This is a genomic window from Stenotrophomonas sp. SMYL20 (assembly GCF_036320045.1).
In the GTDB taxonomy this organism is placed as follows: Bacteria; Pseudomonadota; Gammaproteobacteria; order Xanthomonadales; family Xanthomonadaceae; genus Stenotrophomonas; species Stenotrophomonas maltophilia_A.
The window spans coordinates 138,949-163,817 of record NZ_JAWIRT010000002.1; the positions used below are offsets into that span (position 1 = coordinate 138,949).

A 24,869-nucleotide genomic window follows, 5' to 3' on the forward strand; every position below is an offset into this window, starting at 1 on the left:
CCCCCCCCTGTGGTGGGGGCGGCGGGGGCCCCCCCCCCCCCCCCCCCCCCCGCCGGGGGGGGGGGGGCCCCCCCCCCCCCCCCCACTACCGGAACCGCGGCGATCATCGGCTGGCGTACACACCCGGCGTGGGATACTCCGCCGGCTATTGATGGCGAGGGAATGCGATGTTCCGTTGGTTTGAATCCCTGATTCCGGTGTTCCCGCCCGTGGACGGGCGCATGCCGCCGCGCAAGGTGCTGCCGTTCTACCTGCACTACCTGCGCCCGGTGTGGCCGGTGCTGCTGGCCACCCTGATCGCCGGCCTGCTGCTGGCGCTGGTGGAAGTGGCAATGTTCGATTACCTGGGCCGCATCGTCGACATGGTCGCCGAGCAGCCGGGGGGCGATTTCTTCAAGCGCCATGCCAATGAGCTGGGCTGGATGCTGTTCATCACGGTCATCGCGCGGCCGATCCTGGTCGGCCTGCACAACCTGCTGGTCAACCAGGCCATTGTGCCTGGCCTGAGCAACCGCTCGCGCTGGCTGATGCACAACTACGTGGTGCGGCAGAGCCTGAACTTCTTCCAGAACGACTTCGCCGGCAGCGTGGCCAACCGGGTGATGCAGACCGGTACCTCGCTGCGCGAATCGGCGGTGCAGATGGTCGACTCGCTCTGGTACATCGTGGTCTACACCGGCACCGCGCTGTACCTGTTCGCGCAGGCCGACTGGCGGCTGATGGTGCCGTTGATCCTGTGGTTGCTGGCCTATGCAGTGATCCTAGCCTACTTCGTTCCGCGCGCGAAGGAACGCGCATGGATCGCCTCCGAAGCGCGTTCCAAGGCGATGGGCCGCATCGTTGATGGCTACACCAACATTCCCACGTTGAAGCTGTTCGCCCATGGCGGACGCGAGCAGGCCTATGTGGCCGAGTCGATCCAGGAACTGGCGGTCAAGCACCGTGCGCAGACCCGCATCACCACCGGCATGGACCTGACCATCGCCATCGTCAACGGTTTCCTGATTGCCGGTACCTGTGGGCTCGCGCTGTGGCTGTGGAACGGTGGCCACATCACTGTTGGCGCGATCACGCTGGCGACCGGCCTGGTGATCCGCATCCACAACATGTCCGGCTGGATCATGTGGACCATCAACGGCATCTTCGAGGACATCGGCACGGTGCAGGACGGCATCACCACCATCGCCCAGCCGCTGACCGTGCAGGACCGGGAGGATGCGGTGCCGTTGCAGGTGACCCGTGGTGGCGTGCACTTCCAGGACATCCACTTCCACTACGGCAAGAAGGGCGGCGTGATCGCCGGACTGGACCTGGTGGTGAAGCCGGGCGAGAAGATCGGCCTGGTCGGTCCTTCCGGTGCCGGCAAGTCGACCCTGGTCAACGTGCTGCTGCGGCTCTACGACCTGGAAAGCGGCCGCATCCTGATCGACGATCAGGACATCGCCCATGTCACCCAGGAGAGCCTGCGCCAGCAGATCGGCGTGGTCACCCAGGACACCTCGCTGCTGCATCGCTCGATCCGCGACAATCTGCTGTATGGCCGCCCCGATGCCACTGACGAGCAGCTGCATGCCGCCGTGGCCAAGGCGCGCGCCGCAGCCTTCATCGATACGCTGGTGGACGGGCAGGGCCGGCGTGGCTACGACGCGCACGTGGGCGAGCGCGGCGTGAAGCTGTCCGGTGGTCAGCGCCAGCGCATCGCCATCGCCCGCGTGCTGCTGAAGGACGCACCGATCCTGGTGCTGGATGAGGCGACCTCGGCACTGGACTCGGAAGTGGAAGCGGCGATCCAGGACAGCCTGGACCAGCTGATGGGCGGCAAGACGGTGATCGCGATCGCGCACCGGCTGTCGACCATCGCACGCATGGACCGGCTGGTGGTGATGGACCAGGGCCGCATTGTCGAGACCGGCACCCATGCCGAGCTCATTGCGGCCGGTGGCCTGTACGCGCGCTTGTGGGCGCGGCAGACCGGTGGTTTTGTGGCTGCAGACCAGTAGACCAGTAGACCCACGCCATGCGTGGATGCATTCCTTGGGGTCGGAGGCCCGCATGATTCGTTCTCTACGCCCCCTGCTGCTGGCGCTGGTGCTGGCACTGGTCGCCACTGCCGCAGCCGCTGCATCGCCATCAGTGCAAGGCGAAGCCCTCGAGCAGGTCATCCTTCTCAGCCGCCACAACCTGCGCGCACCGGTGGTGGCATCGGGCGCGTTGGCCAATGCGACTCCGGAGCGCTGGCCGAGCTGGGACGTAGGCGCCGGCGAGCTGACCACCAAGGGCGGCGTGCTGGAGGTCTACATGGGCCGTTACATCGGCCAGTGGCTGCGGCAGGCAAAGTTGCTGCCGGCAACGGGCTGCCCGCAGCCGAGCGACTTCCACGCGCACGCCAACAGCCTGCAGCGCACCCAGGCCACCGCGCAGTTTTTCGTTGCCGGTGCGTTCCCGGGCTGCCACGTGACGGTGGAACAGCGCATGCCGCTGGGCACGATGGATCCGTTGTTCAATCCGGTGATCCACAACGGTGATGCGGCCTTCCGCGAACGCGCGTTGTCGGCGATGCAACAGGCGCAGGCCGCATCGGATCTGGCACCGGCGTTGGCGGCGGTGGAGGCGATCACCCGCTACCCGCAGTCGGCTGCGTGCGCAGGCCGCAGCGAATGCCACCTGACGCCGGCCGATTCCATTTTCAGCGCAGAGCCGGGCAAAGAACCGCGTACTTCCGGTTCGCTGGCCCTGGCCAGCGGGTTGGTCGATGCCTTGTTGATGGAGCACTACCAGGGAAGTGGCATCCCCCGCGAAGGGTGGGGCCGATTGAACACGGAGGCCAAATGGCAGGCGCTGGCGCAGATCCGCAACCGCTACCAGGACATCCTGTTCGGAACACCCGAGGTGGCGCGGGACGTGGCCGCGCCGCTTTTGGCAAGAATAAACGGGCTGTTCGAAGATCCGGCGTCACCGAAGGTGAGCCTGCTGGTCGGCCACGATTCCAACATCGGTTCCGTGCTGGCGGCGCTGGGAATCACGGACTACACGTTGCGGGGCCAGTACGAGAAGACGCCGATCGGCGGCCTGCTGCAGTTCGAGCGCTGGCGCGACCGCCAAAGCGGTGGCGAGCGTTTCCGCTTGGCCTACGTCTACCCGACCACCGCGCAACTGCGAGATGCGCTGCCGTTGAGCGATGTACAGCCACCCGTTCGGGTGGAGCTCGCGCTTCCCGGGTGTGGGCAGAATGGATGCAGTGACGTGCAGTTCGAGCGCGTGCTGCATCGCGCGGTGAATTGAATGCCATCCACGCATGGCGTGGATCTACTGGCAGGCGGGTAGTAGATCCACGCCATGCGTGGATGGGTCCATCCCGGGACGCCGAACAGAAAACGGCCCGGGTTTCCCCGGGCCGTTCCGTTTCCAACTCACACCTGCGCGATCACTCGATCGGCTGGTCCAGCATCAGCTGGCGTGCGAAACGCACCGGCGGCGCGCCGTAGGACAGCATCTGGTCGTGATAGGCCTTGAGGTTGAACTTGTCGCCCAGCTTGTCCTGCATCGCCTTGCGGGTGTCGAAGTGTTCCTGCGCACCGACGAAGTAGGTCGGCAGCTGTGCCGAGGTCAGCTGCGCGCGCACCCACTTGCCGGCGGCTTCGCTCTCCTGCTGGAAGGCATCATGGGTCATCAGGTGCATCGCCTTTTCGCGATCCCAGTTGTCCACGTGCACGCCCTGGTCGAGGATCGCGTTGGAGATCGTGCGCAGGTAGAACTTCAGCTGCACCAGGTGGAACAGCGGGTCGTTGTTGAGGTAACCCTGCTCCTGCATCATCCGCTCGGTGTAGACCGCCCAGCCTTCGGCGAACAGGCCCGAACGCAGCACCGCACGCAGGGTGGAGGGGAACTTGGCCGAGTGCCAGCCTTCCAGGTAATGGCCCGGAGTACCTTCGTGGATGCTCAGCAGGTGGATCATGCGCGAGTTGTACTCACGCAGGAACGAGTCGACCTGCTTGTCGTTCCAGTCGTCCGGAATCGGCGACACGGCGTAGAAGGTCTTCAGGTTCTTGTCCAGCGGGCCCGGCGAATCGCAGTAGGCCACGGCCACGCCACGCTGGAATTCCGGCATCAGGATGATGTCCACCGGCGCGTCGGGCAGGGTCATCAGATCGTGCTCGCGCACGAATGCGGTGGACTGCTCCAGTGCGGCCTTGGCATCGTCGACGACCTTGTCGCGTGCCGGCTTGTCGGCGTAGGCCAGCTCCAGCGCGGCCTCGATCGCCTTCTGCTGCTGCTCGTCGGTCGGCTGTGCCGGCATCTCCGGTGCGCCCGGCTTGTCCTTCAGCACGGTCTGCGCGATGCCGTACATGTCTTCGCGCACGCGCTTGAGTTCGGCGCGTGCTCGCTCACCGATCTCCTGGCGCGACAGCGACGAGTTCAGCGCGAACTTCAGCTTCTGGTCGTACTTTTCCGCACCGATGCGGAAGTCGCCCTTGGCGTTCGGCACCAGGGTCTTGTCCAGCCAGGTCTGCTGTTCGTCCACGGCCTTCTTCAGGCCATCGATGGCGGCCTGCAGGCGCTGCTGGTCGGCCTGCGGCAGTTCACCGATGTGCGGGGTGATGAAGGTATCGACGATGCTGAGGATGCCCTTGTTCTGCTTGGCCACCGTCTCGGCGTGGATCTTCGGCACGCGGGCCGGATCCAGGTTCTCGCGTGCCTGGGCGAAGATCGCCGGCAGCTTTTCCATACGCGCGGTGGCCGACTTCAGGCGCTCCGGCAGCGGCGCGAACTCGCGGGCCATCAGGCCGTAGATCGCGCTGCCGGCAATGCCGTTGTACAGCTGCGGGTCCCACTTGCCGGACTGCAGCACTTCGGCGTTCCAGATTTCCGACTGCAGCTGGTTGCGCAGGATCGCCGCGTCCACCTGGTTCTCGCGGCCCAGCTTGGCCACCTCGATCTTGTCCAGCTCGCCCAGAAGCGCCTTGTAGGCGGCCAGGGTCTTCTGCTGGCCGGCGGCACTGAGGTCATCCAGTTCGCTGTCGTAGCGGTGGTCACCGATCTGGGTGGCGCTGACCGGCGACAGCTGCATCCAGGTGTCCAGGGCGCGCTTGGAAAGATCGGCGAAGGCGGCATCGACCGCCGCGTCGCCGGCCTGCTGGCTGGCGGCCGGGGTGGAAGCGTTGGTCGGGGCGTCGGCCGGCTGGCAACCGGCCAGGGCGGCGACCAGGGCGAGGGCAAGAAGATGCGGGCGCATCGGCGTTCCTGTACAGGGTCAAACCCCGAGCATAGGGCCCCGGGGCTGCTTTGTCCCCGTGCCATAGGATTACCATGGGCACTGACAAGGACCCTCCAGCGGAGCACAGGACATGGAATACCAGGGAAGCTGCCATTGCGGCAGGATCGCATTCACCGTACAGGCCGAGGCGCCGATCAGCGACGTCATCGACTGCAACTGCTCGATGTGCCGCCGTCGCGGCAGCCTGCTGTGGTTCGCCCCGCGTGCGGCGTTCCAGCTGAGCACCAATCCCGCGGACGTGGCCACCTACCACTTCAACAAAGCCCACATCGATCATCACCACTGCCGCGAGTGCGGCGTTGCCCCCTACAGCGAAGCGGTGGACCCGCGCACCGGCACGCCGATGGTGGCGGTGAACGTGCGCTGCGTACCGCAGGTGGACCTGGCCACGTTGGCGGTGATGTCCTACGACGGAGCGGCACTGTGACGCCGGTGCGCGCGTGGACGCGCGTGGTGGCGATGCCGGTGCTGCTGCTGGCACTGGCGGCCTGTGCCAAGAACGGCGAGAGGGCGCAGGAGGCGGGTGCCGCCGCTGCCGATGCTGCTGTCGCTTCGCCGGAAGGTGCGTTCCTGGCCTACGAGCATGACGTGCAGATCCAGCTGGAAGCGGCGCAGATTGCACCGCGCATCCAGCAGGTGGCGCAGGCCTGCCAGAGTGCGAAGTTCGGTGATTGCGCGGTGCTGCAGGTCGACCAGCGCAGTGGCGAGCAGCCCAGCGGCGAGGTCAAGGTGCGCATTGCGCCGAAGGGCACCGAGCCGTTGATCGCTCTGGCCGGTGAGGGGGGCACGCTGCAGTCGCGCAATACGCGCGCCGAGGACCTGGCGCAGGAGGTAGCAGACACCGCACTGACCAAGGCGCGGCTGGAGAAGGAACATGCGCGGCTGCTGTCCTACCAGGACCGCAAGGACCTGAAGATCGAAGACCTGATGGCGATCACCACGCGCCTGTCGGAGATCGAAGCGGGCGTCGAGCAGGCCAACAAGGATTCTGCGCAGCAGCGCCGGCGCATCGATACCCAGCTGGTGACGATGCACTTCGACACCACCTCGGGCCAGCGCAGCCGCAGCGAGATCGGTGAGGCGCTGAGCGAATCGGGCAGCATCCTCAGCACCAGTATTGCGTTCCTGATCCGCGCCGCGGCCGCGCTGCTGCCGGTGGCGGTGCTGGCCCTGATCGCGGCCTGGGGTGTGCGGGCGTGGTGGCGTCGCCGCCGCCGCAGGCTGCCGCCCAGCCTCTGAGGTGAAGGTTGATGCCGGCAACCCGCCGGCATCAGCCCTCGTCGGTCTCGTACTCGACGAACACGTCCAGCTCCAGTGCCAGTTCCTGCACGGCATCGCGCACCTTCTGCGCGGTGCTTTCATTGCCGACTTCCACTTCCAGTTCGTGGATGCCCGGGCCGATGTCATCGGACAGCCCGGCCGAACTGGAATCGTCGTCGTCCATGTGCGGCATCAGGTCGTCGGTCTCCTCGACATGTTCGATGCCGTCCAGGCCGAGCAGCAGGTCGCTGATGGCACGGGCGTCGTCTTCGGTTCCGGTGATGCGCAGTCGCAGCATGGCCATGGCGTCGATACGGTGTGGGGTTGCCTGCAGCCTAGCCAGCGTGAAGCAAAGAACGGGTGAGGGCGCAGTCAGCCGTGCGTGCCCGGGCGCCCGAGCAGGCTTTCCGGCAACGCGGGAATCGGCGTGCGTTCGTCCTGCGCCTGCTCCAGCAACCAGTCGATGAACAGGCGCGCGGCGTGGCTCGGCGGTTGCCCTTCGGCATGCACCACGTGATACGCGTAGCGCGCCTTCAGCGCCGGGCCAGGCAGGCGTACCACTTCGTAGCGCTGCAGGTAGGGCTGCGCGATGTGGGTACGTGCCAGCACCGCGCCCATGCCGTACACCGCGGCACGCATCGCATCGGTACTGTCGGCGAAGGTGTGCATCGGCGGCAGTGGCGAGGGTGGGCGCACGCCGGCATGGCGGAACCAGTCACGCCAGCCCTGCGGCGACAGATCGGTCAGCAGCGGCAGGTCGGCGATGCGCGCCGGTTCGACCAGCGTTTCAACCCCGGCCAGCGCCGGCGAGGCCACCGGGAACAGGTAGTCATCCATCAGGTGCTGTGCACGCAGGCCCGGCCACTGGCCCAGGCCATAGCGGATGCCGACTTCCGGGCCGTTGTCGTCGTAGCGATCCAGCCCGCTGCCCGTGTGCAGTTCGATGCGGATGTGCGGATAGGCCTGGGTGAAGCGTGGCAGCCGTGGCAGCAGCCAGCAGTAGGACAGCGAGCGCAGCGTGGTGATCCGCAGCGGCACGCTGTCGGCATCCGGCTGCAGGTGATGGGCGACGGCCGCGACATCGGAGAAGGCGGCGCTGGCGGCGTCGGCCAGCTGCCGGCCCTCGGCAGTCAGGCGCACGCCGCGGGCGTGGCGCAGGAACAGCCGGGTTTCCAGCACCTCCTCCAGCCGGCGCACGTGGTGGCTGACCGCGCTGGCGGTCAGGTGCAGCTCCTGGGCGGCCTGGGCGAAGTTCTGGTGGCGCGCTGCAACCGCGAACACGGCCAGTGCGGGGAGCAGGGAAGGGCGTAGCTGCATGTCCAGCCTCAAACCATATTTGTGGCTGGCAGCGATACTACGCGCTTGTGCGGCGGGCGTCTGCGGCCGATCCTGTCTGCCTTGGCGAGGAACAGACGATGGACGGAGGCAGGGCATGAATGCGGTCCCACAGGCGGCCGAGCGCGACTGGCGCACGCCGCTGGAATTGACCCTGCTGGGCGCCATCTGGGGCTGCTCGTTCCTGTTCATGCGGGTGGCGGTGCCGTCGTTCGGCCCGTTCGCGCTGGTCGAGGTGCGGCTGGTGCTGGGCGCGCTGGTGCTGCTGCCGTTCCTGTGGCGCGCCCGCCCGCAGTTCCCGCCGCGGCGCTGGCTGTGGCTGGCACCGATCGGCCTGATCAACTCGGCGCTGCCGTTCGTGCTGTTCGCCTATGCCGCCGAACAGGCACCGGCCGCGATCGGTGCGATCTGCAATGCGATGACCGTGCTGTTCGCCGCGCTGATCGCCTTCCTGTTCTTCGGCGAGAAGATCGGCATGCGCCGTGCGGGCGCGCTGCTGGTCGGCTTCGCCGGCGTGGTGGTGCTGGCCACGGCCAAGGTCTCCGGCCTGAGCATCGGCACCGCGGTGCTGGCCGGTGCGGCGGCTTCGTTGCTGTACGGCCTGGGCGTGAACCTGGTGAAGCGGCACATGACCGGCCTGCCGTCGGCGGCCGCGGCGGCGGCAACGCTGTCGTGTGCCTCGCTGTGGATGCTGCCGATGGCGGTCAGCCATTGGCCGCAGGCGGCGATTCCGGCCAAGGCCTGGGGCGCAGCGATCGCGCTTGGCGTGGCCTGCACCGGGCTGGCGTTCCTGATGTTCTATCGTTTGATCGGCCGTATCGGCCCGTCGCGTGCGTCGACCGTGACCTATCTGATTCCGCTGTTCGGCGCTGCGTTCGCGTGGTTGTTCCTGGGTGAGCCGGTGACGCTGCAGATGCTGATTGCCGGTGCGTTGATTCTGGGTAGCGTGGCGGTGAGTCAGAAGGGTTGAGGTGTTTTGCACGTGGCGCGTGCTGAAGGCGCTTCATTGTTCCTGGGCGTCACTTTTCTTTTCGCGCGAAAAGAAAAGTAACCAAAAGAAACGCGCCGCCAGGTCGCGAGCCGCCGTGCTTCGCACGTCGGTCCCCTGCGCTTCTCGGTGAATCAGGGGACGGTGCCGAACTCGCTGCGCTCAGACATCGGCACCTCTTCGCCCCTGATTCCCCTGCGATGCTCGGCTCACTCAAGGCGGACCCAGATCAAAGACCGCAGCTGCACCCAGTAGATCCACGCCATGCGTGGATGCCTTTGCCGTTGATCTTGACCTTCCAGTCCGCCTTGAGCGAGCCGAGCACCGCAGGTCCGGCGAGGGCGAAGAGGCGCGGGTGTCTGAGCGCAGCGAGTTCCCGCGCCGTCCCTCGACGGGCCGAGGAGCGCAGGGCACCGGTGCGTAGCACCGGCTCGCGGCCGGCGGAACGTTTCTTTTGGTTACTTTTCTTTGCGTACAAAGAAAAGTAACGCCCATGAACGATGAAGCGCCTTCAGCACGCCTAACGTGCGGAAACCATCACCGCACCGGCACCGGAATATTGCAAAGGTCAATATGCCCCGCCGGGCGCTTGTAGAAATCATCCACGCGATTGCGACGCGCTTCGACAGTATCGGCAAACGTCTTCGAATCGGTGCGCAGCACCTGGATCGGCGTGCGCTCGCCCGCCGGCACGTCGCTGGCGCGGCGGATCGACAGGATCGGCGTGCGCAGCTTCGGGTCGGTGTAGAAGCCCATCGGCGCCGGGCCGCGCGGGGTCGCGCTGAGCAGCTCCATGCCCTTCAGCACGCGGCCGACCAGGGTGATGTTGCGGTCCAGCTGGCGCGGCGACTGGCCGGTCACCACGTACAGTTCGGCACCGATGCTGCTGTCTTCCTCGTTGCTGCGGCCAGCGCCGAGCATGCCGTAGCAATGCGCCAGCCAGGCCTTGCCGGCCTGCGGGTCCTGGCCGACCGGGAAGCCGTCGACGAAACCGGTCTGCGCGGCCCAGCCATCGCGGTCCGGCAGCACGCTGACCTTCAGGCCGGCACTGGCACGTTCGAACTCGGCCGGCAGCTTGCGCGCGGCACTGCCGAACGGCTTTGCCTTGGCCGCGTCATCGGCGTCGGCATCGCCGAACTGCACCACGAAGTTGTCCTGCGAACGGTAGATGCTGGTGCCGTTCCAGAAGTGCTCGTGGGCGAAAATCTGGATGTTGGCCACATGGCGTGGGGCGAACTGCGGCGCCAGCTCGATGATCACCCGACCGGTCGGCAGGTCCATGTACAGCAGGTTGGCCGGGTCGGGCGTGCGCCAGTCGCTGGCCGCCGAAGCATCAAGAATCTGCTGCGGGCTGCGGTAGGGCGTGGCCGAACTGGCCAGGGCGGGCAGCAGGCAGGACAGGGCGAGGGCGGTCAGGGCAAGGCGACGGCGGTGCGGCATGGGAACCCCGGAACATGAACGAGGCTTCGATTCTGCGCGAGCGGCCCGGCCACGCCAACCGGCAGAGTGACTAACGACACATTCGCTATACCGAACTTCGCACTACTGTGGACTTCAACGTAGTGGAGGGCCGGTCATGTCCGAGGACGATGTCCAGCTGAAGAAGTTCCAGAAGGAGCTCAGCGCCGGAACCGTGTCGCTGGCCCTGTTGGCGGTGCTGGCCCGGGCCGGCGAACCGCTGTACGGCTACCTGATCGCCAAGGAGCTGGAGCGGGTGGGCGAGGGCGTGCTGAGCGGCAAGCAGAGCGCGCTGTACCCGGTGCTGCGCAATCTGGAGGGCGCCGGCCTGCTGGAAAGCCATGTGGAGCCGTCCAGCAGCGGGCCGCCGCGGCGCTACTACCGCATCAATGAACGTGGCCGCGAGGTGTTGGCGCAATGGCGCCAGGCCTGGCAGGCCACACGCGATTCCGTCGATTCCGTGTTGGAGGGGATACCACAATGAACGACCCGAGCCTGGCAGGCCGAGCCCTGCCCACGACCATCCCGCAGTACCTGGCGCAGCTGCGCGCGGCGCTGGAAGGCGCCGACCCGGCGATGGTGCAGGACGCGCTGTACGACGCCGAGGAGTACCTGCGTTCGGAGTTGGCCGCGCAGCCCGGCCGCAGCGAGGCCGAGGTGATCGCTGACGTCGCCGGCAGCTATGGCGCGCCGGACGAAGTGGCCGAGATCTACCGCGAGACCGAAGTGACGGTGAATCGCGCGTTGCGCACACCACGTGCGGATACCGCGCCGGTGCTGCGTGCTGCGGCGGAAGCCAGTGGCGTCGAGCCGGCCGCACCCCCGCCGGTGCCGGTGCAGCGCTCGCTGCTGACGCGCTTCTTCGGTGTGGTGACCGATCCACATACCTACGGCGCGCTGTTCTACATGCTGCTGTCGCTGGCCACCGGCACCTTCTTCTTCACCTGGGTGGTGACTGGCCTGTCGCTGTCGCTGGGCCTGCTGATCCTGATCATCGGCATCCCGCTGACCGTGCTGTTCTTCGGCTCGGTGCGCGGGCTGGCGTTGCTGGAAGGGCGCCTGGTGGAAGCGCTGCTGGGCGAGCGCATGCCGCGTCGTCCGCGCTACACCGACCGCAGCCGCACCTGGCTGCAGCGCATCGGCGACATGTTCACCGACGGCCGCACCTGGCTGACCCTGCTGTACTTCGTGCTGATGCTGCCGCTGGGCGTCATCTACTTCACCATCGCGGTGACGTTGCTGTCGCTGTCGCTGAGCCTGATCTGGGCGCCGGTCGCGGCGATCTTCAGTGGCGACATCCCCGGCGTGTACGTCAACGACGTGAACGTGCTGCCGATGGCGGCCTCGCCGCTGGTGGCAATCGCGGTTGCCGCGGCGGGGGCGCTGCTGCTGCTGCTGACGATGCATTTGGCACGCGGCATCGGCAAGCTGCATGGGCTGATCGCCAAGAACCTGCTCGTGCGGCTGTAAGCGGGTGCGGACGCTCCGGTAGGTGCCAACCTTGGTTGGCACAATCCTTCAGATACCGGGATTCAGGGTAGAGCGCCAACCAAGGTTGGCATCTACCAGGGCGTACCGACCAAGGTCGGCACCCACCCTGGGCGAGTTACCCCGCCTTTCGCCGCAACGGGGTGACGTTGCTCTTCTTCTTCGTGACCTTCGCCGCCGGTGCTTCGGCATGCGCGGCGAAGAAGTCGCGCACCTTCGGGTACACCACTTCGCGCCAGCGACGGCCGCTGAAGATGCCGTAGTGGCCGGCACCTTCGACAATGAAATGCTCACGGCGGTCAGCGTCGATGCCGGTGCACAGCGCCTGCGCCGCTTCGGTCTGGCCGAGGCCGGCGATGTCGTCCAGCTCGCCTTCGATGCTCAGCAGCGCGGTGTCGCGGATCGCCGACGGATCGACCTTCTCACCGTTGACCACCCACTCGCCACGCGGCAGCAGGAAGTCCTGGAACACCACGGAAATGGTATCCAGGTAGTACTTGGCCGGCATGTCCAGCACCGCGTTGTACTCGTCGTAGAAACGACGGTGCGCGTCGGCGTCTTCCAGGTCGCCCTTGACCAGGTCGGTGTAGAAATCCCAGTGCGAGCTGAAGTGGCGGCTCGGGTTCATCGACAGGAACCCGGCGTGCTGCAGGAAGCCCGGGTACACGCGGCGGCCGACGCCGGGATAGCTGGCCGGCACGGTGTGGATGACGTTGTTCTCGAACCACGACAGCGGGTTCTGCGTGGCCAGGTTGTTCACTGCGGTCGGGCTGCAGCGTGCATCGATCGGGCCACCCATCATCACCAGCGTGCGCGGCGTCGGCTCGCCACGGCTGGCCATCAGCGAAACTGCCGCCAGCACCGGTACGGTCGGCTGGCACACACTCACCACGTGCAGGCGCTCCACGCCGAGGTGGCGGATGAACTCCTGGATGTAGGCGATGTAGTCGTCCAGGCCGAACTCGCCTTCGCTGGCCGGCACCATGCGCGCGTCGACCCAGTCGGTCACATACACGCGGTGGTCGCGCAGCAGCGTGCGCACGGTGTCGCGCAGCAGCGTGGCGTGGTGGCCGGACAGCGGCGCCACCACCAGCACGAACGGCTGGTTGAGCATGGTGTGCAGCTGGTCGGCTTCATTGCTGTGGCGCTTGAAGCGCAGCAGCTTGCAGAACGGCTTGCTCACTTCCTCGTGCACGACGATCGGCACGCGCTCGCCATCGACGTCGATTTCGTTGATGCCCCACTCGGGCTTCTCGTAATCCTTGCCGATGCGATGGAAGAGTTCATTGACCGCCGCCAGGCGATCAGCACCGGGCATCTGCGACCACCAGTGGCTCTGGTTGGCGAAGAACCTGGCGTTGGCCTGGGCCTGGTGCACCCAGGGGGCGAGCAGGTTGCGGGTCAGTTCGTGCAGTTGATAGAGCATGACGACCGAATATGTATGGTCATATGTTGCCGCGCAGCATATCCCATCCGGGTGTCCCGCAGGTTAAGTTGGCTGAAAATAATGAATCCGGATTCACATCCGTTCCAGCGCGGCCGCATCGCCTGCCAGGGCGGGGCCGAGCCAGCAGTGCGACCCTACCGGCTGCAGGCCATGCCGGGCCAGCGTGCGGCGGTACCAGCGCGCCGGGCGGGCCTGGAAGCCGTCATGGTCGCCCTCGAACGCGTCCTCGGCGGCGAAGGTCTCCAGGAAGGCCACGCCGCCGGTCAGCTCCGCCACGCCGGCCAGTCCGGCACGCAGCTCACGGTCGGGCACGTAGTGCATCACGTCCGAGCAGATCAGCAGGTCGACCGGGGCGCAGGGCCGCAGCCAGGCGAAATCACCGAAGCGGGCCAGGTGCAGGTTGCGGGTGCGGCCGTAGCGGCGCACAGCGTACTCGCTGCTGTCGAAGCCGAGGTATTCGACCTTCGGACGCAGCTTCAGCAGCGGCGCGCGCCAGGCGCCTTCGCCGCAGCCGATATCCAGCACGCTGCGGATCGGTCGCTCCAGGTAGTACTCGGCGCTGGCCACAGCCAATGCCACCTTGCGTGCCAGGCGGGCGCTGCCACCGATGTCGGCACGGCGGTACCAGCGTTGGAAGTAGGCGGCGTCGTAGGTCTTGTCCATGGGGTGGTGCACGATCGGGGAAAACGGCGTCTATCGTACGGCGTTGCGGCGTGCCATGCGTCGATGTGTCGCGGCATGCGTGCCTGCAGTGGCTTTGCCACGGCATGCGAGAATGGCCGCCAACCTACGCCAGCCGCCGGAGCGAGCGCATGCAGAGCTATTACTGGGTCAAGACCTTCCACATCGTGTTCGTGGTGGCGTGGATGGCCACGGTGTTCTACCTGCCGCGCATCCTGGTGAATCTGGCCGAGACCGCAGGCCAGCCGGCGGTGACCGAGCGCCTGCAGCTGATGGGCCTGCGCCTGTACCGTTTCGGCCACTCGATGTTCGGGTTGGCATTCCTGCTGGGCCTGGTGCTGTGGCTGGGCTACAAGGTCATTCCGGATTTCCCGACGATGGTTGCCTCGGGCGGCGCCGGTTGGCTGCATGCCAAGCTGGGGCTGGTGGTGCTGCTGCTGGTGTACTTCAGCTGGATCGGGCGCCTGCTCAAGGGCGTGGCCAAGGGCAGGGCGCTGCCGTCGTCGCGCGCGCTGCGCTGGATCAACGAGATCCCGCTGCTGGCCTTCATCCCGATCGTGTGGCTGGTGCTGGCCAAGCCATTCTGAGATCCCGCTATCCGTAGAGCCATGCTTGGCTCTACGGGTTCGCGTGATTCTTCGCCAAAGCAGAGGCATCCACGCGTGGCGTGGATCTACTGGGTGCAGCTGTGGCTTTTGATGTTCAGGTCCGCCATGAGCGAGCCGAGCATCGCAGGTGAAACAGGGGCGAAGAGGCGCCGATGTTTGAGCGCAGCGAGTTCGGCGCCGTCCCCTGATTCACCGAGAAGCGCAGGGAACCGGTGCAAGGCACCGGCTCGCGTTCGGCGGCGTGTTCTTTGGTTACTTTCTTGCACGAGCAAGAAAGTAACAAGCCGATGAATCAGGCCGCTTCGTACGTGCCGTAGCTGCGCAGGCGGGCGTAGCGCTGTTCCAGCAGCTGCTCGGTGGACAGCTTGTCCAGCGCGTCCAGTTCGTTCAGCAGCACCGCCTTCAGGCGCTTGGCCATCTGCGTCGGGTTGCGATGGGCGCCACCGGTCGGCTCGCGCACGACCTTGTCGACCAGGCCCAGGCTCTTCAGGCGCGGGGCGGTCAGGCCCAGCTGTTCGGCGGCATCCTTGGCCTTGCCGGCATCCTTCCACAGGATCGAGGCGCAGCCTTCCGGGGTGATGGTCGAGTACACCGAGTACTCCAGCATCACCGTACGGTCGCCCACGCCCAGCGCCAGCGCGCCGCCGGAGCCGCCTTCACCGATCACGGTGCAGATGATCGGCACCTTCAGTTCGGCCATCTCGATCAGGTTGCGCGCGATCGCTTCGGACTGGCCACGCGATTCGGCATCGATGCCCGGCCAGGCGCCGGCGGTGTCGATCAGGGTCAGCACCGGCAGGCCGAAGCGCTCGGCCATCTTCATCAGGCGCAGGGCCTTGCGGTAGCCCTCCGGCTTGGGCATGCCGAAGTTGCGCTTGATCTTTTCCTTGGTGTCACGGCCCTTCTGGTGGCCGATCACCATCACCGCACGGCCGTTGATGCGGGCCAGACCACCCATGATCGCCTTGTCGTCGGCGAAGGCACGGTCGCCGGCCAGCTCCTGGAACTCATCGAACATGACGCGGAGGTAGTCTGCGGTGTACGGGCGCGACGGATGACGGGCCAGCTGCAGCACCTGCCACGAGGTCAGGTTGCGGAAGATCTGCGCGGTGCGCATGCGCAGCTTGTCCTGCAGCGCGTGCACTTCCGCCTCGACATTGACCGCCGGCCCGGCACTGGCGTTGCGCAGTTCCTGGATCTTGGCTTCCAGGTCGGCGATGGGTTGCTCGAAGTCGAGGTAGTTCGGATTCATCGGAAGCCGTCGTGTAAAGAAGAGGGGAATTCTAGCCGAATGCGTGCAAACCACCCGTACGCCTTCGTCTGGAAGGCGACGGTAGCGCAGCCGGGCAGGGGGCGCCAGTCAGCTCAGGGCACCACCAGGGCGCTGCGGCCCATCAGCTGGCTGCGCCGGGAAACGAAGTCGTTGTAGGCCTCGTTGGCCTCCCGGCCCAGCCCGCTGCCCAGGGTGGCGGTGGCCGAGGTGAAGGCCATCTGCGCGGCGAAGTCCTGCTTGCGCAGGGCCTTCTGTTCATCGGCGGTGGTGGCCTTCAGCCAGCGCGCATAGACCTCACGCAGCGGCGCGGCATGCGCCTCGAAGGCCGGCACCAGCGCCGGCAGGCTGGCCGGGGCCGGTTCCAGGCTGAACGCCGGGGCCACGTAGCCGGCCGGCTGCTCGCGCTTGAACGCACCGGGCTCGCCCATGCCTTCTTCCACGTAAGCGATGAAGTCCGGCGCGGTGAACACCTTGGCCACGATCTGGCCACCACTGGCGTCGACGTGGGCCACCACCTTTTCCTTCGGGAAGGGCTCGCGCACGCCGTAGGTCCAGGTCTTGTCGATGAACAGGTCGTGGCGCTTCTCGAACGGGCCTTCGAAGTCGACGCCGCCCAGCTCGATGCCGGCCTTGCCGGTGCCGAAGTTCTTCAGCTTGCTCTCGTCGGTGACGTAGATCTCGCGGGCGATCACGTACTCGCTCAGGGTCGGGTTGATCAGGCCACCACGACCGTCGACGTAGACGATGAAGCGCACATCACCGAGCTTGTCGGTATGCAGGCGATGCTCGCCGACGGCCAGCGAAATCGGGCGCGAGCCCTGTGCGGCCACCGGCAGGTCCTTGCCATCGATGCTCAGTGCCAGCGGCGTGTCGGTCGGGTTGTCGATCTGGAACTCGACCTTCGAGGGCGAACAGGCGGCCAGGGCCAGCGCGGCGGCGAACGGGAACAGCAGGGTCTTCATCGGCAATCGTCCTTGATACATGGAACGGCAAAGCAGGGGTTTCAGCAAAACCAGGGAGCCAGCTTCAGCTGGCCCACGGCGGGCTGTAGCGCACCTTCAGGGTGCGCACGGCGGGGTCGGCGCGCAGCGCCTCCATCAGCTTGGAATCGATGCGTACCGCGCTCTGCCCGGACACATCGAGCATGCCGGCGACACCGCCCTGCGGACCCTTCAGCAGCAGGTCCAGGCGCAGCGGCGTGCGGCCGGGGCGATGGCGGTCGAGCAGGGCGTCGATGCGCTCCCAGACCGGGCGCTGCTGGCGCAGGTCCAGGCGCAGCGAGAGCCGGGTGGCGTAGTTGGCGCAGACTTCGTCGAAGTCCCAGCACTGGCGGATGCGCAGCGCGAAGCCACCGTTGAATTCGTCCTCGCGCAGGCCACCCTTGACCACCAGGATGCGGTCCTTGGTCATCAGGTGGCCGAACTCGGCCATCGCGTCGGAGAACGCGCTGCACTCGACGCGGCCACGGCCGTCCTCGAGCTGGATGAAGATCTGGCTCTCACCCTTGCGGCGCACGCCGACCACCTGGCCGGCCAGCACGGTTTGCACTTCCGGGCGCCAGCGCTTTTCGCCGCCGCCACCGCCACCGCTGTTGGCGCTCCAGATCTTCTCCACCGAGCCCAGGTCGTTGCCGACCAGGTCGCGCACATCGTCGCGCCAGGGATCGAACGGGTGGCCGCTGAGGTAGAAGCCCAGCGTGTCGCGCTCGCCGTTCAGGCGCTGCAGCAGCGGCCATTCCTCGGCTTCGGGCAGGTCCAGCTGGATCGTGGTCGCGCTCGGGTCGGGGCCGCCGAACAGCGAGTTCTGCCCGGACGCACGTTCGCGCGCCATCTGGTCGGTGGCCTTGATCACTTCCGGCAGCTGCAGCATCAGCGAGGCGCGGTTATGCCCGAGCTCATCCAGTGCGCCGCAGTTGATCATCGCTTCCAGCGTGCGCCGGTTGAGCTTGGCCGAGCCGACGCGGGTGCAGAAGTCGAGCAGGTCCTTGTAGTCGCCACCCTTCAGGCGTTCGTCCACGACGGCCTCGCAGGCACCCTGGCCGACGCCCTTGATCGCGCCAAGCCCGTACTGGATGGTGTCCGGGGTCACGGCTTCGAACATGAAGGCGGAGTGGTTCACCTTCGGCGGCAGCACGGTCAGGCCGAGGTTGCGCACCTCGTCGAGGAAGCCGACCACCTTCTCGGTGTTGTCCAGGTCCGAGGACAGCGTGGCCGCCATGAACTCGGCCGGGTAATGGCGCTTCAGCCATGCGGTCTGGTAGCTGACCAGCGCGTAGGCAGCGGCGTGCGACTTGTTGAAGCCGTAGCCGGCGAACTTCTCCATCAGGTCGAAGATCGCGTCGGCCTTGGCCTCGTCCACGCCGTCCTTGGCCGCGCCTTCGCGGAAGATCTCGCGGTGCTTGGCCATTTCGGCCGGCACCTTCTTGCCCATCGCGCGGCGCAGCAGGTCGGCGCCGCCCAGCGAGTAGCCGCCGACGATCTGCGCCATCTGCATCACCTGCTCCTGGTACACCATGATGCCGTAGGTGTCCTTCAGGATCGCTTCGGTGCGCGGATCGGGATAGATGATTTCTTCCTGGCCGTGCTTACGCGCGTTGAAGGACGGAATCAGGTCCATCGGGCCGGGGCGGTACAGCGACACCAGCGCGATCAGGTCTTCGAAACGGTCGGGGCGCGCGTCCTTCAGCAGGCGGCGCATGCCCGAGGATTCGAACTGGAACACCGCGCCGGTATTGCCGTTGGCAAAGATGTCCTTGTAGGTGGGCGTGTCGTCCAGCGGGATCGCGGCGATGTCCACCGGCGGAATGCCGGCGCGCTCATGGCGCTTGTTGATCGCCTTCACCGCCCAGTCGATGATGGTCAGCGTGCGCAGGCCGAGGAAGTCGAACTTCACCAGGCCCACTTCTTCCACGTCGTTCTTGTCGAACTGGGTGACCGGGTTCTTGCCGAGGCCATTCTCGTCGTGTTCGGCGTACAGCGGGCAGAACTCGCTCAGCGGCTCGGGCCCGATCACCACGCCACCGGCGTGCTTGCCGGCGTTGCGGGTCAGGTCTTCCAGCTGCAGCGCCAGATCGATCAGGTCGCGGACATCGTCCTCGGTCTCGTAGCGCTGGATCAGTTCGGCCGAGGCCATTTCCGAGCTCGGGCCTTCCTTGCCCTTGCCCAGCGCATCCTTCAGGTGGATGCCGAGGATGTTCGGGATCAGCTTGGAAACGCCGTCGACCAGGCCGTACGGGAAACCGAGCACGCGGCCGGAGTCGCGCACCACCGCCTTGGCGGCCATGGTGCCGTAGGTGATGATCTGGCTGACGCGCTCGCGCCCGTACTTGCGCGCAACGTAGTCGATCACCTCGTCGCGGCGGTCCATGCAGAAGTCGATGTCGAAGTCGGGCATCGACACGCGTTCCGGATTGAGGAAGCGCTCGAACAGCAGGTTGTACGGCAGCGGGTCCAGATCGGTGATCTTCAGCGCCCAGGCCACCAGCGAACCGGCACCCGAACCACGGCCGGGGCCGATCGGAATGCCCTGGTTCTTGCCCCACTGGATGAAGTCGGCCACGATCAGGAAGTAGCCCGGGAAGCCCATCTTGATGATGGTGTTGAGCTCGAACTCCAGGCGCTCGAAATACTCTTCGCGGGTCTTGCCCGGCGCCAGTGGATTCTTCTCCAGGCGCTCTTCCAGGCCATCGCGCGACATCTTCTGGATCCAGGTGTCCAGGGTCTCGTCGTCGGGCACCGGGTAGTTGGGCAGGAAGTAGGTGCCCAGCCGCATCTCGATGTTGCAGCGTTCGGCCAGCGCCAGCGTGTTGTCGATCGCATCGGGGATGTCGGCGAACAGCGCGCACATCTCCTCGGCCGACTTCAGGTACTGCTGGTCGCTGTATTCGCGCGGGCGCTTGGGGTCGTCCAGCACGCGGCCGGTGGAAATGCACACGCGCGCTTCGTGCGCGCTGAAATCCGTCGGCGACAGGAAGCGCACGTCGTTGCTGGCCACCACCGGCAGGCCACGCTGGCCGGCCGCCATCAGCGCGAACTGGTTGAAGGTTTCCTCGCCCTCGCGGCCGGTGCGGGTCAGCTCCAGGTGCAGGCCATCGCCGAACACGCGCTGCCAGTCGGCCAGCTGCTGCTCGGCCAGTTCATGCTTGCCGTCCAACGCCAGGCGCCCGGCCAGGCTCTGTCGGCCGGCCAGCGCGAACAGGTTGGCATTGCCTGCCTTCAACCAGTCCGGGTGCACGGCCACGCCGCCTTCCGGACGATGACCTTCCATCCAGGCGCGGGTCAGCAGCCGCGACAGGCTCAGGTAGCCTTCGCGATCGCGGCACAGCAGGGTCATCCGCCACGGGTCCTGGCCTTCCTCGGCGATCAGTACGTCGGCGCCCGCGATCGGCTTGATGCCCACGCCTTCGGCGGCCTTGTAGAACTTGACCAGGGCGAACAGGTTGTTGAGGTCGGTCACCGCCAGCGCGGGCAGGCCGAGCTCGACCGAGCGCGACAGCAGGTTGGCCTGCTTGGCCTTCTTCGGGTCCGCCTGGTCGGGCTTGGCCGGCACGCGGATGGTCGAGTCCGCCAGCGAGAACTCGGTGTGGACGTGGAGATGTACGAAGCGGGAGTTGGACATGCCGGACCAGGTTGGAGCGCGCGGGCCCCGGGTGCTGACGGAAGATCGTCGCCGGGGTCGGGATGCGCTGGAGTGCCCGGTCAGGGTAGCGAGGGCAGGGGGAAGCGACAAGGACTTGACGGTGCGCCGATTGCGCGAATGTCGCCGGGCATGGCCCGGCGCCAGCGGAGGCGTTCACATTGCCGTGAAAGCGCCGGACGATACCCGGCAGCCGTTGTTCAAGCGATGGCTGTGATCGCGGGGGCTGGCGCTGTTTCCAGGCACTCGCGCACCGGGGCGAAGCTGCGCCGGTGCTCCACGCAGGGGCCGTGCTCGCGCAGGGCGGCCAGGTGGGCCGGGGTGCCGTAGCCCTTGTGCTGCTCGAAGCCGTACTGCGGATGGCGGGCATGCACCTCCTGCATGTAGCGGTCGCGCGAGACCTTGGCCAGGATCGAGGCGGCCATGATCGCGCGGTCGATGCCATCGCCGCCGACCAGCGCCTGCGCCGGCAGTACCAGACCCTTGGGCACCACGTTGCCATCGATGCGCGCGAAGCCGGCCACGTGGGCGACCGCTGCGACCACGTCGCGCATGCCCTGCAGGGTGGCCTGGTAGATGTTCAGACGGTCGATGGTGTCCACGTCCACCAGCACCACATGCCAGGCCAGGGCGCGCTCGATGATGCGGTCATGCAGCTGCTCGCGGCGCGCCGCGGTCAGCTGCTTGGAATCGTCCAGGCCGTTGATGCGCGGCCGTGCCGGGTCGAACACCACGGCCGCCACCGCGACCGGCCCGGCCAGCGGGCCACGACCGGCTTCGTCGACGCCGGCGACCAGGCGCTCCGGCTCGACCACCGCCGCGCCATCGAACAGGGTCAGGCTGGCCGCTGCGGCGTGGCGGCGGCTCATGCCTGGGCCTGGTCGCGCATCAGCAGCTCGCCGACGGCGTCGGCGGCACGTGCAGACGCATTGCGGCGCAGGCGCTCATGCAGGCGGGCATAGGTGTCCTGCAGGTCGGTCACCCGCTGCGGGTGGTCGAACCATTGCTGGATGGCCGCAGCCAGCTTGTCCGGCGTGCAGTCATGCTGCATCAGCTCCGGTGCCAGGTCCTGGCCGGCCAGGATGTTGGGCAGGGCGAAGCGGTCGACCTTGATCAGGCCGAATGCCTTGACCAGACGGTAGGTCAGCTCGTTGACACGGTAGCCGACCACCATAGGCCGCTTCACCAGCATCGCCTCCAGGGTCGCGGTACCGGACGCCAGCACCACCACGTCGGCCGCGATCATGGCGTTGCGCGCCTGGCCGTCGAGCACATGCGAGTACGCGACCGGCAGCGCCGAGCGCGACAGCTGCTCTTCGATCAGCCGCTTGCATGCGGCGTTGGCGGCAGGCACCACCACGTGCAGGCCGGGGATGCGCTCGGAGACCTGCCAGGCGGCTTCGAAGAAGGGTTCACCGAGGCGCGAGATTTCGCCCAGGCGGCTGCCTGGCAACACCGCCAGCACCTTGGCTGACGTCGGCAGGCCAAGCGCGGCGCGCGCTTCCTCGCGGTTGCCCTGCAGGGGGATGTCATCGGCCATCGGATGGCCAACGAAACGCGCGTCGATGCCGTGCTTGGCATAGATGGGCGGTTCCATCGGGAACAGGCACAGCACCAGGTCGGCGCTGCTGCCGATCTTCTCGGCGCGCTTCTCGCGCCAGGCCCAGACCGAGGGGCTCACGTAATGCACGGTGCGCACGCCGCGCTGCTTCAGCCAGCGTTCGATGCCCAGGTTGAAGTCGGGCGCGTCGATGCCGATGAACACGTCCGGCTGCCATTCCAGCGCACGCTGGCGAAACGCGGAACGCAGTTTGAGCAGGCGTGGCAGGTGGCGCAGTACTTCGGTCAGGCCCATCACCGCCAGCTCGCTGGCATCGTGCCAGGTCAGGCAGCCGGCGCTGCGCATGGCATCGCCACCGATGCCGGCGAACTCGGCATTCGGAAAGCGTGCCTTCAGTTCGCGCACCAGTCCCGCACCCAGCAGATCACCGGAGGCCTCACCGGCCACCAGCGCGATCCGCAAGGGGCGCTCGCTGAGCACCCGCTGCGCGGGGACGCTGCCGGCCATCGAGGCCAGCGGAATCACGGCGGCGCCGGCCGGCGCCTGGCCGGTCGTGCTGCTCATCGCAGCAAGGGCCTCTCGGCGTGCTCGATGAAGTCCAGCATGGCCTTCACGTCATCGCTGTCGCGCGCCTGTTCGGTCAGCTGCACCTTGGCTTCGGCCAGTGGCAGGCCCGCCACGTACAGCGTGCGGTAGGCACGCTTGATGGCGGAAATGCGCTCGGCGTCGAAGCCGCGGCGTTTCAGGCCTTCGCTGTTGATGCCGCGCGGGCGGCCCAACGAATCGGTGCCGACCATGGTGAACGGCGGAACATCGCCATTGGTCAGCGCGCCCATGCCGAGGAAGGCATGCGCGCCGATCCGGCAGAACTGGTGGGCCCCGGCGAAGCCGCTGATGATCACGTAGTCACCCACGGTCACGTGGCCGGCCAGGGTGGTGTTGTTGGAGAACACGCAGAAGTTGCCGACATGGCAGTCATGCGCCACGTGCGTGTAGGCCAGCATCCAGTTGTCGTCGCCGATGGTGGTGATGCCGCCGCCGCCGCCGGTGCCACGGTTCAGCGTGACGAACTCGCGGAACACATTGCGGTCGCCGATCACCAGCTCGGTGCGCTCCCCTGCATACTTCTTGTCCTGCGGTTCGCCACCGACGGCTGCGTGGCCGATGAAGCGGTTGTCGCGGCCGATCTTCGTCGGGCCGTGGATGCTGCAGTGGGGGCCGATCACCGTGCCGGCACCGATTTCCACATCGGCCCCGATCAGGGTGAACGCGCCCACCTGGACGTCATCGGCCAGGCGCGCGGCCGGGTCGATGACGGCGGTCGGGTGGATCCGCGGTGCGTTGTCAGTCATTCCTGCCTCCAGTGGATCAGCCCTTGGCGCCGGCGCACATGACTTCGGCCGAGGCAACGACTTCACCGTTGACCTTGGCTTCGCCGTAGTACCAGCCCATGTTGCGGATCAGGCGCTTCATCTGCACATCCAGCATCAGCACGTCGCCGGGAACGACCTGCTTGTTGAAGCGGGCGTTTTCCACCTTGACCATGTAGAACAGCTTGGACTGCGAGTCACGGCCGAGCGTGAGCTGGGTCATCACGCCACCGGCCTGCGCCAGCGCTTCGATGATCAGCACGCCGGGCATGATCGGGCGGCCCGGGAAGTGGCCCTGGAAGAACGGCTCGTTGATGCTGACGTTCTTCTGCGCAAGGATGCGCTTGGCGTCGATGTCGAGCTCAAGCACCCGGTCCACCAGCAGGAACGGGTAGCGGTGCGGGAGCAGTTCCTGGATCTGGCAGACGTCGATCGGAAGCTGCAGCGTGTCGTTCATTCTTTCTCCTTGCCAGCAGCCAGGACGCGGCGAGCCAATGCGTCCAGCTGCTTGAAGCGCGCGGCGTTCTTGCGCCACGTGCGGTTGTCGGTCAACGGGGTGCCGGACGAGTACTCGCCCGGCTCATGGATGGAATTGCGGACCACCGACTTGCCGGTGATCACGACCTTGTCGCAGATCTCGAGGTGGCCGACCACGCCGACGTGGCCGCCGAGCAGGCAGTAGCGGCCGATCTTGGCGCTGCCGGCGATGCCGGTGCAGCCGGCGATGGCCGAGTGCGCGCCGATCTGCACGTTGTGCGCGATCTGCACCAGGTTGTCCAGGCGCACGTCTTCGTCCAGCACGGTGTCTTCCAGCGCACCGCGGTCGACGCAGGTGTTGGCGCCGATCTCGCAGTCATCGCCGATGCGCACACCGCCGAGCTGCGGCACCTTGATCCACTTGCCGGCGTCCATGGCCAGGCCGAAGCCATCGGCGCCGAGCACGGCACCGGGATGCACACGAACCCGCTTGCCGAGCTTGACCCGGGTGACCAGGGTGACCCGCGCGATCAACTCGCAGCCGTTGTCCAGGCTGCAGTCTTCGCCGATCACGCTGCCGGTGCCGATGATGCAGTTTTCGCCGACCACGCTGCGTGCGCCGACGGAGACGAACGGGCCGATATGCGCGCTGGCGGCGACCTGCGCGCTGGGATCGATGACGGCGCTGGGGTGGATGCCCGGCGGGCGCGTCGGCGCGATGTCGAACAGCGCGGCGATCTTGGCGAAGGTGGTGTACGGGTCCTTGGCCACAAGCGCGGCGCCGGGGGCGGCCTCGGCGTCGTCGGCACGCAGGACTACCAGCGAGGCCTGGCTGTCGGCCAGCTGGGCGCGGTAGCGCGGGTTGGCGAGGAAGGTCAGCTGGCCAGGACCGGCATGGGCGAGGGTGGCCACGCCATGGATGGCGGTGGCGGGGTCGCCATGGACCTGCAGGCCGAACTGCTCGGCGAGTTGCTGGGCGGTGTAGGTGGGAGTATTCACGGCGGGAGTTTAAC

Annotated in this window: 21 protein-coding genes and 1 pseudogene; 8 read left to right on the forward strand and 14 right to left on the reverse strand. The window is 67.0% G+C overall.

What is annotated here, in order from left to right; genetic code table 11:
* Positions 1-167: 167 nt before the first annotated feature.
* Together smrA and agp are read left to right on the forward strand one after the other, a co-directional pair.
* Positions 168-2,000, forward strand: coding sequence for a multidrug efflux ABC transporter SmrA (smrA, locus tag V3B48_RS02210; protein ID WP_329893074.1), 1,833 nt, complete (start codon positions 168-170; stop codon positions 1,998-2,000).
* Between the two features lie 52 nt (positions 2,001-2,052).
* A complete protein-coding gene (gene agp / locus V3B48_RS02215) occupies positions 2,053-3,282 on the forward strand; it encodes a bifunctional glucose-1-phosphatase/inositol phosphatase (RefSeq protein ID WP_329893075.1) in 1,230 nt (409 codons plus the stop codon).
* A 142-nt stretch (positions 3,283-3,424) separates the two neighbouring features.
* Here the strand turns inward: agp and V3B48_RS02220 are convergent, their stop codons facing one another.
* Positions 3,425-5,233 (reverse strand): DUF885 domain-containing protein, encoded by a 1,809-nt coding sequence (locus V3B48_RS02220; RefSeq protein ID WP_329893076.1) that lies wholly within the window; start codon positions 5,231-5,233, stop codon positions 3,425-3,427.
* A 112-nt stretch (positions 5,234-5,345) separates the two neighbouring features.
* Here V3B48_RS02220 and V3B48_RS02225 point away from each other — a divergent pair, with 112 nt between their 5' ends.
* Together V3B48_RS02225 and V3B48_RS02230 are read left to right on the forward strand one after the other, a co-directional pair.
* Complete coding sequence (locus V3B48_RS02225) at positions 5,346-5,702, forward strand: GFA family protein (RefSeq protein ID WP_182267495.1); 357 nt, start codon at positions 5,346-5,348, stop codon at positions 5,700-5,702.
* Positions 5,703-5,734: 32 nt separating this feature from the next.
* Complete coding sequence (locus V3B48_RS02230) at positions 5,735-6,514, forward strand: DUF4349 domain-containing protein (protein ID WP_180838124.1); 780 nt, start codon at positions 5,735-5,737, stop codon at positions 6,512-6,514.
* Positions 6,515-6,545: 31 nt separating this feature from the next.
* Here V3B48_RS02230 and V3B48_RS02235 read toward each other — a convergent pair whose 3' ends face one another.
* Positions 6,546-6,839, reverse strand: a complete 294-nt coding sequence (locus tag V3B48_RS02235; RefSeq protein WP_005415831.1) for a hypothetical protein — start codon at positions 6,837-6,839, stop codon at positions 6,546-6,548.
* A gap of 68 nt (positions 6,840-6,907) precedes the next feature.
* On the reverse strand, positions 6,908-7,852 hold the full coding sequence (locus V3B48_RS02240; protein WP_329893077.1) for a LysR substrate-binding domain-containing protein: 945 nt from the start codon (positions 7,850-7,852) through the stop codon (positions 6,908-6,910).
* A gap of 115 nt (positions 7,853-7,967) precedes the next feature.
* On the opposite strand from V3B48_RS02240, the gene V3B48_RS02245 reads away from it, so the two are divergent.
* Entirely contained in the window at positions 7,968-8,840 is an 873-nt protein-coding gene (locus tag V3B48_RS02245; RefSeq protein WP_329893078.1) for a DMT family transporter, read from the forward strand.
* 555 nt (positions 8,841-9,395) lie between these two features.
* Here the strand turns inward: V3B48_RS02245 and V3B48_RS02250 are convergent.
* Positions 9,396-10,298 carry a peptidylprolyl isomerase gene (locus V3B48_RS02250; protein WP_329893079.1) on the reverse strand — a complete coding sequence of 301 codons (903 nt, stop codon included), beginning with the start codon at positions 10,296-10,298 and terminating at the stop codon, positions 9,396-9,398.
* Between the two features lie 136 nt (positions 10,299-10,434).
* Here V3B48_RS02250 and V3B48_RS02255 point away from each other — a divergent pair, with 136 nt between their 5' ends.
* Together V3B48_RS02255 and V3B48_RS02260 are read left to right on the forward strand one after the other, a co-directional pair.
* Complete coding sequence (locus tag V3B48_RS02255; protein ID WP_329893080.1) at positions 10,435-10,800, forward strand: PadR family transcriptional regulator; 366 nt, start codon at positions 10,435-10,437, stop codon at positions 10,798-10,800.
* Complete coding sequence (locus V3B48_RS02260; protein WP_097048363.1) at positions 10,797-11,786, forward strand: sensor domain-containing protein; 990 nt, start codon at positions 10,797-10,799, stop codon at positions 11,784-11,786. Before V3B48_RS02255 ends, V3B48_RS02260 begins: the two co-directional genes overlap by 4 nt.
* Before the next feature lie 136 nt (positions 11,787-11,922).
* Here the strand turns inward: V3B48_RS02260 and phaZ are convergent, their stop codons facing one another.
* Positions 11,923-13,230, reverse strand: a complete 1,308-nt coding sequence (gene phaZ, locus V3B48_RS02265; protein WP_329893081.1) for a polyhydroxyalkanoate depolymerase — start codon at positions 13,228-13,230, stop codon at positions 11,923-11,925.
* 93 nt (positions 13,231-13,323) lie between these two features.
* Complete coding sequence (locus V3B48_RS02270) at positions 13,324-13,914, reverse strand: class I SAM-dependent methyltransferase (RefSeq protein ID WP_019337630.1); 591 nt, start codon at positions 13,912-13,914, stop codon at positions 13,324-13,326.
* Positions 13,915-14,063: 149 nt separating this feature from the next.
* On the opposite strand from V3B48_RS02270, the gene V3B48_RS02275 reads away from it, so the two are divergent.
* Positions 14,064-14,519, forward strand: a complete 456-nt coding sequence (locus V3B48_RS02275) for a CopD family protein (protein ID WP_032128333.1) — start codon at positions 14,064-14,066, stop codon at positions 14,517-14,519.
* A gap of 313 nt (positions 14,520-14,832) precedes the next feature.
* Here V3B48_RS02275 and V3B48_RS02280 read toward each other — a convergent pair whose 3' ends face one another.
* The 8 genes and pseudogenes from V3B48_RS02280 to lpxD all read right to left on the reverse strand — a co-directional run bounded on the left by V3B48_RS02280 (position 14,833) and on the right by lpxD (position 24,855).
* Complete coding sequence (locus tag V3B48_RS02280; protein ID WP_032128332.1) at positions 14,833-15,792, reverse strand: acetyl-CoA carboxylase carboxyltransferase subunit alpha; 960 nt, start codon at positions 15,790-15,792, stop codon at positions 14,833-14,835.
* A 113-nt stretch (positions 15,793-15,905) separates the two neighbouring features.
* Positions 15,906-16,775 carry a hypothetical protein gene (locus V3B48_RS02285; RefSeq protein ID WP_329893082.1) on the reverse strand — a complete coding sequence of 290 codons (870 nt, stop codon included), beginning with the start codon at positions 16,773-16,775 and terminating at the stop codon, positions 15,906-15,908.
* 64 nt (positions 16,776-16,839) lie between these two features.
* The gene (gene dnaE / locus V3B48_RS02290) at positions 16,840-20,430 is read right to left on the reverse strand and encodes a DNA polymerase III subunit alpha (protein WP_317216898.1); all 3,591 of its coding nucleotides are present in this window, start codon (positions 20,428-20,430) and stop codon (positions 16,840-16,842) included.
* Between the two features lie 218 nt (positions 20,431-20,648).
* Positions 20,649-21,317 carry a ribonuclease HII gene (locus V3B48_RS02295; RefSeq protein WP_049461544.1) on the reverse strand — a complete coding sequence of 223 codons (669 nt, stop codon included), beginning with the start codon at positions 21,315-21,317 and terminating at the stop codon, positions 20,649-20,651.
* A pseudogene (gene lpxB, locus V3B48_RS02300) lies at positions 21,314-22,477 on the reverse strand (lipid-A-disaccharide synthase); the annotation flags it as partial. The pseudogene lpxB and the gene V3B48_RS02295, both read right to left, overlap by 4 nt.
* A 92-nt stretch (positions 22,478-22,569) precedes the next feature.
* A complete protein-coding gene (gene lpxA / locus V3B48_RS02305) occupies positions 22,570-23,361 on the reverse strand; it encodes an acyl-ACP--UDP-N-acetylglucosamine O-acyltransferase (RefSeq protein ID WP_032128327.1) in 792 nt (263 codons plus the stop codon).
* Between the two features lie 16 nt (positions 23,362-23,377).
* A complete protein-coding gene (fabZ, locus tag V3B48_RS02310) occupies positions 23,378-23,836 on the reverse strand; it encodes a 3-hydroxyacyl-ACP dehydratase FabZ (RefSeq protein ID WP_032128326.1) in 459 nt (152 codons plus the stop codon).
* On the reverse strand, positions 23,833-24,855 hold the full coding sequence (gene lpxD, locus V3B48_RS02315) for a UDP-3-O-(3-hydroxymyristoyl)glucosamine N-acyltransferase (protein WP_010486339.1): 1,023 nt from the start codon (positions 24,853-24,855) through the stop codon (positions 23,833-23,835). The genes fabZ and lpxD overlap by 4 nt, the downstream gene beginning before the upstream one ends.
* Between the last annotated feature and the right edge of the window lie 14 nt (positions 24,856-24,869).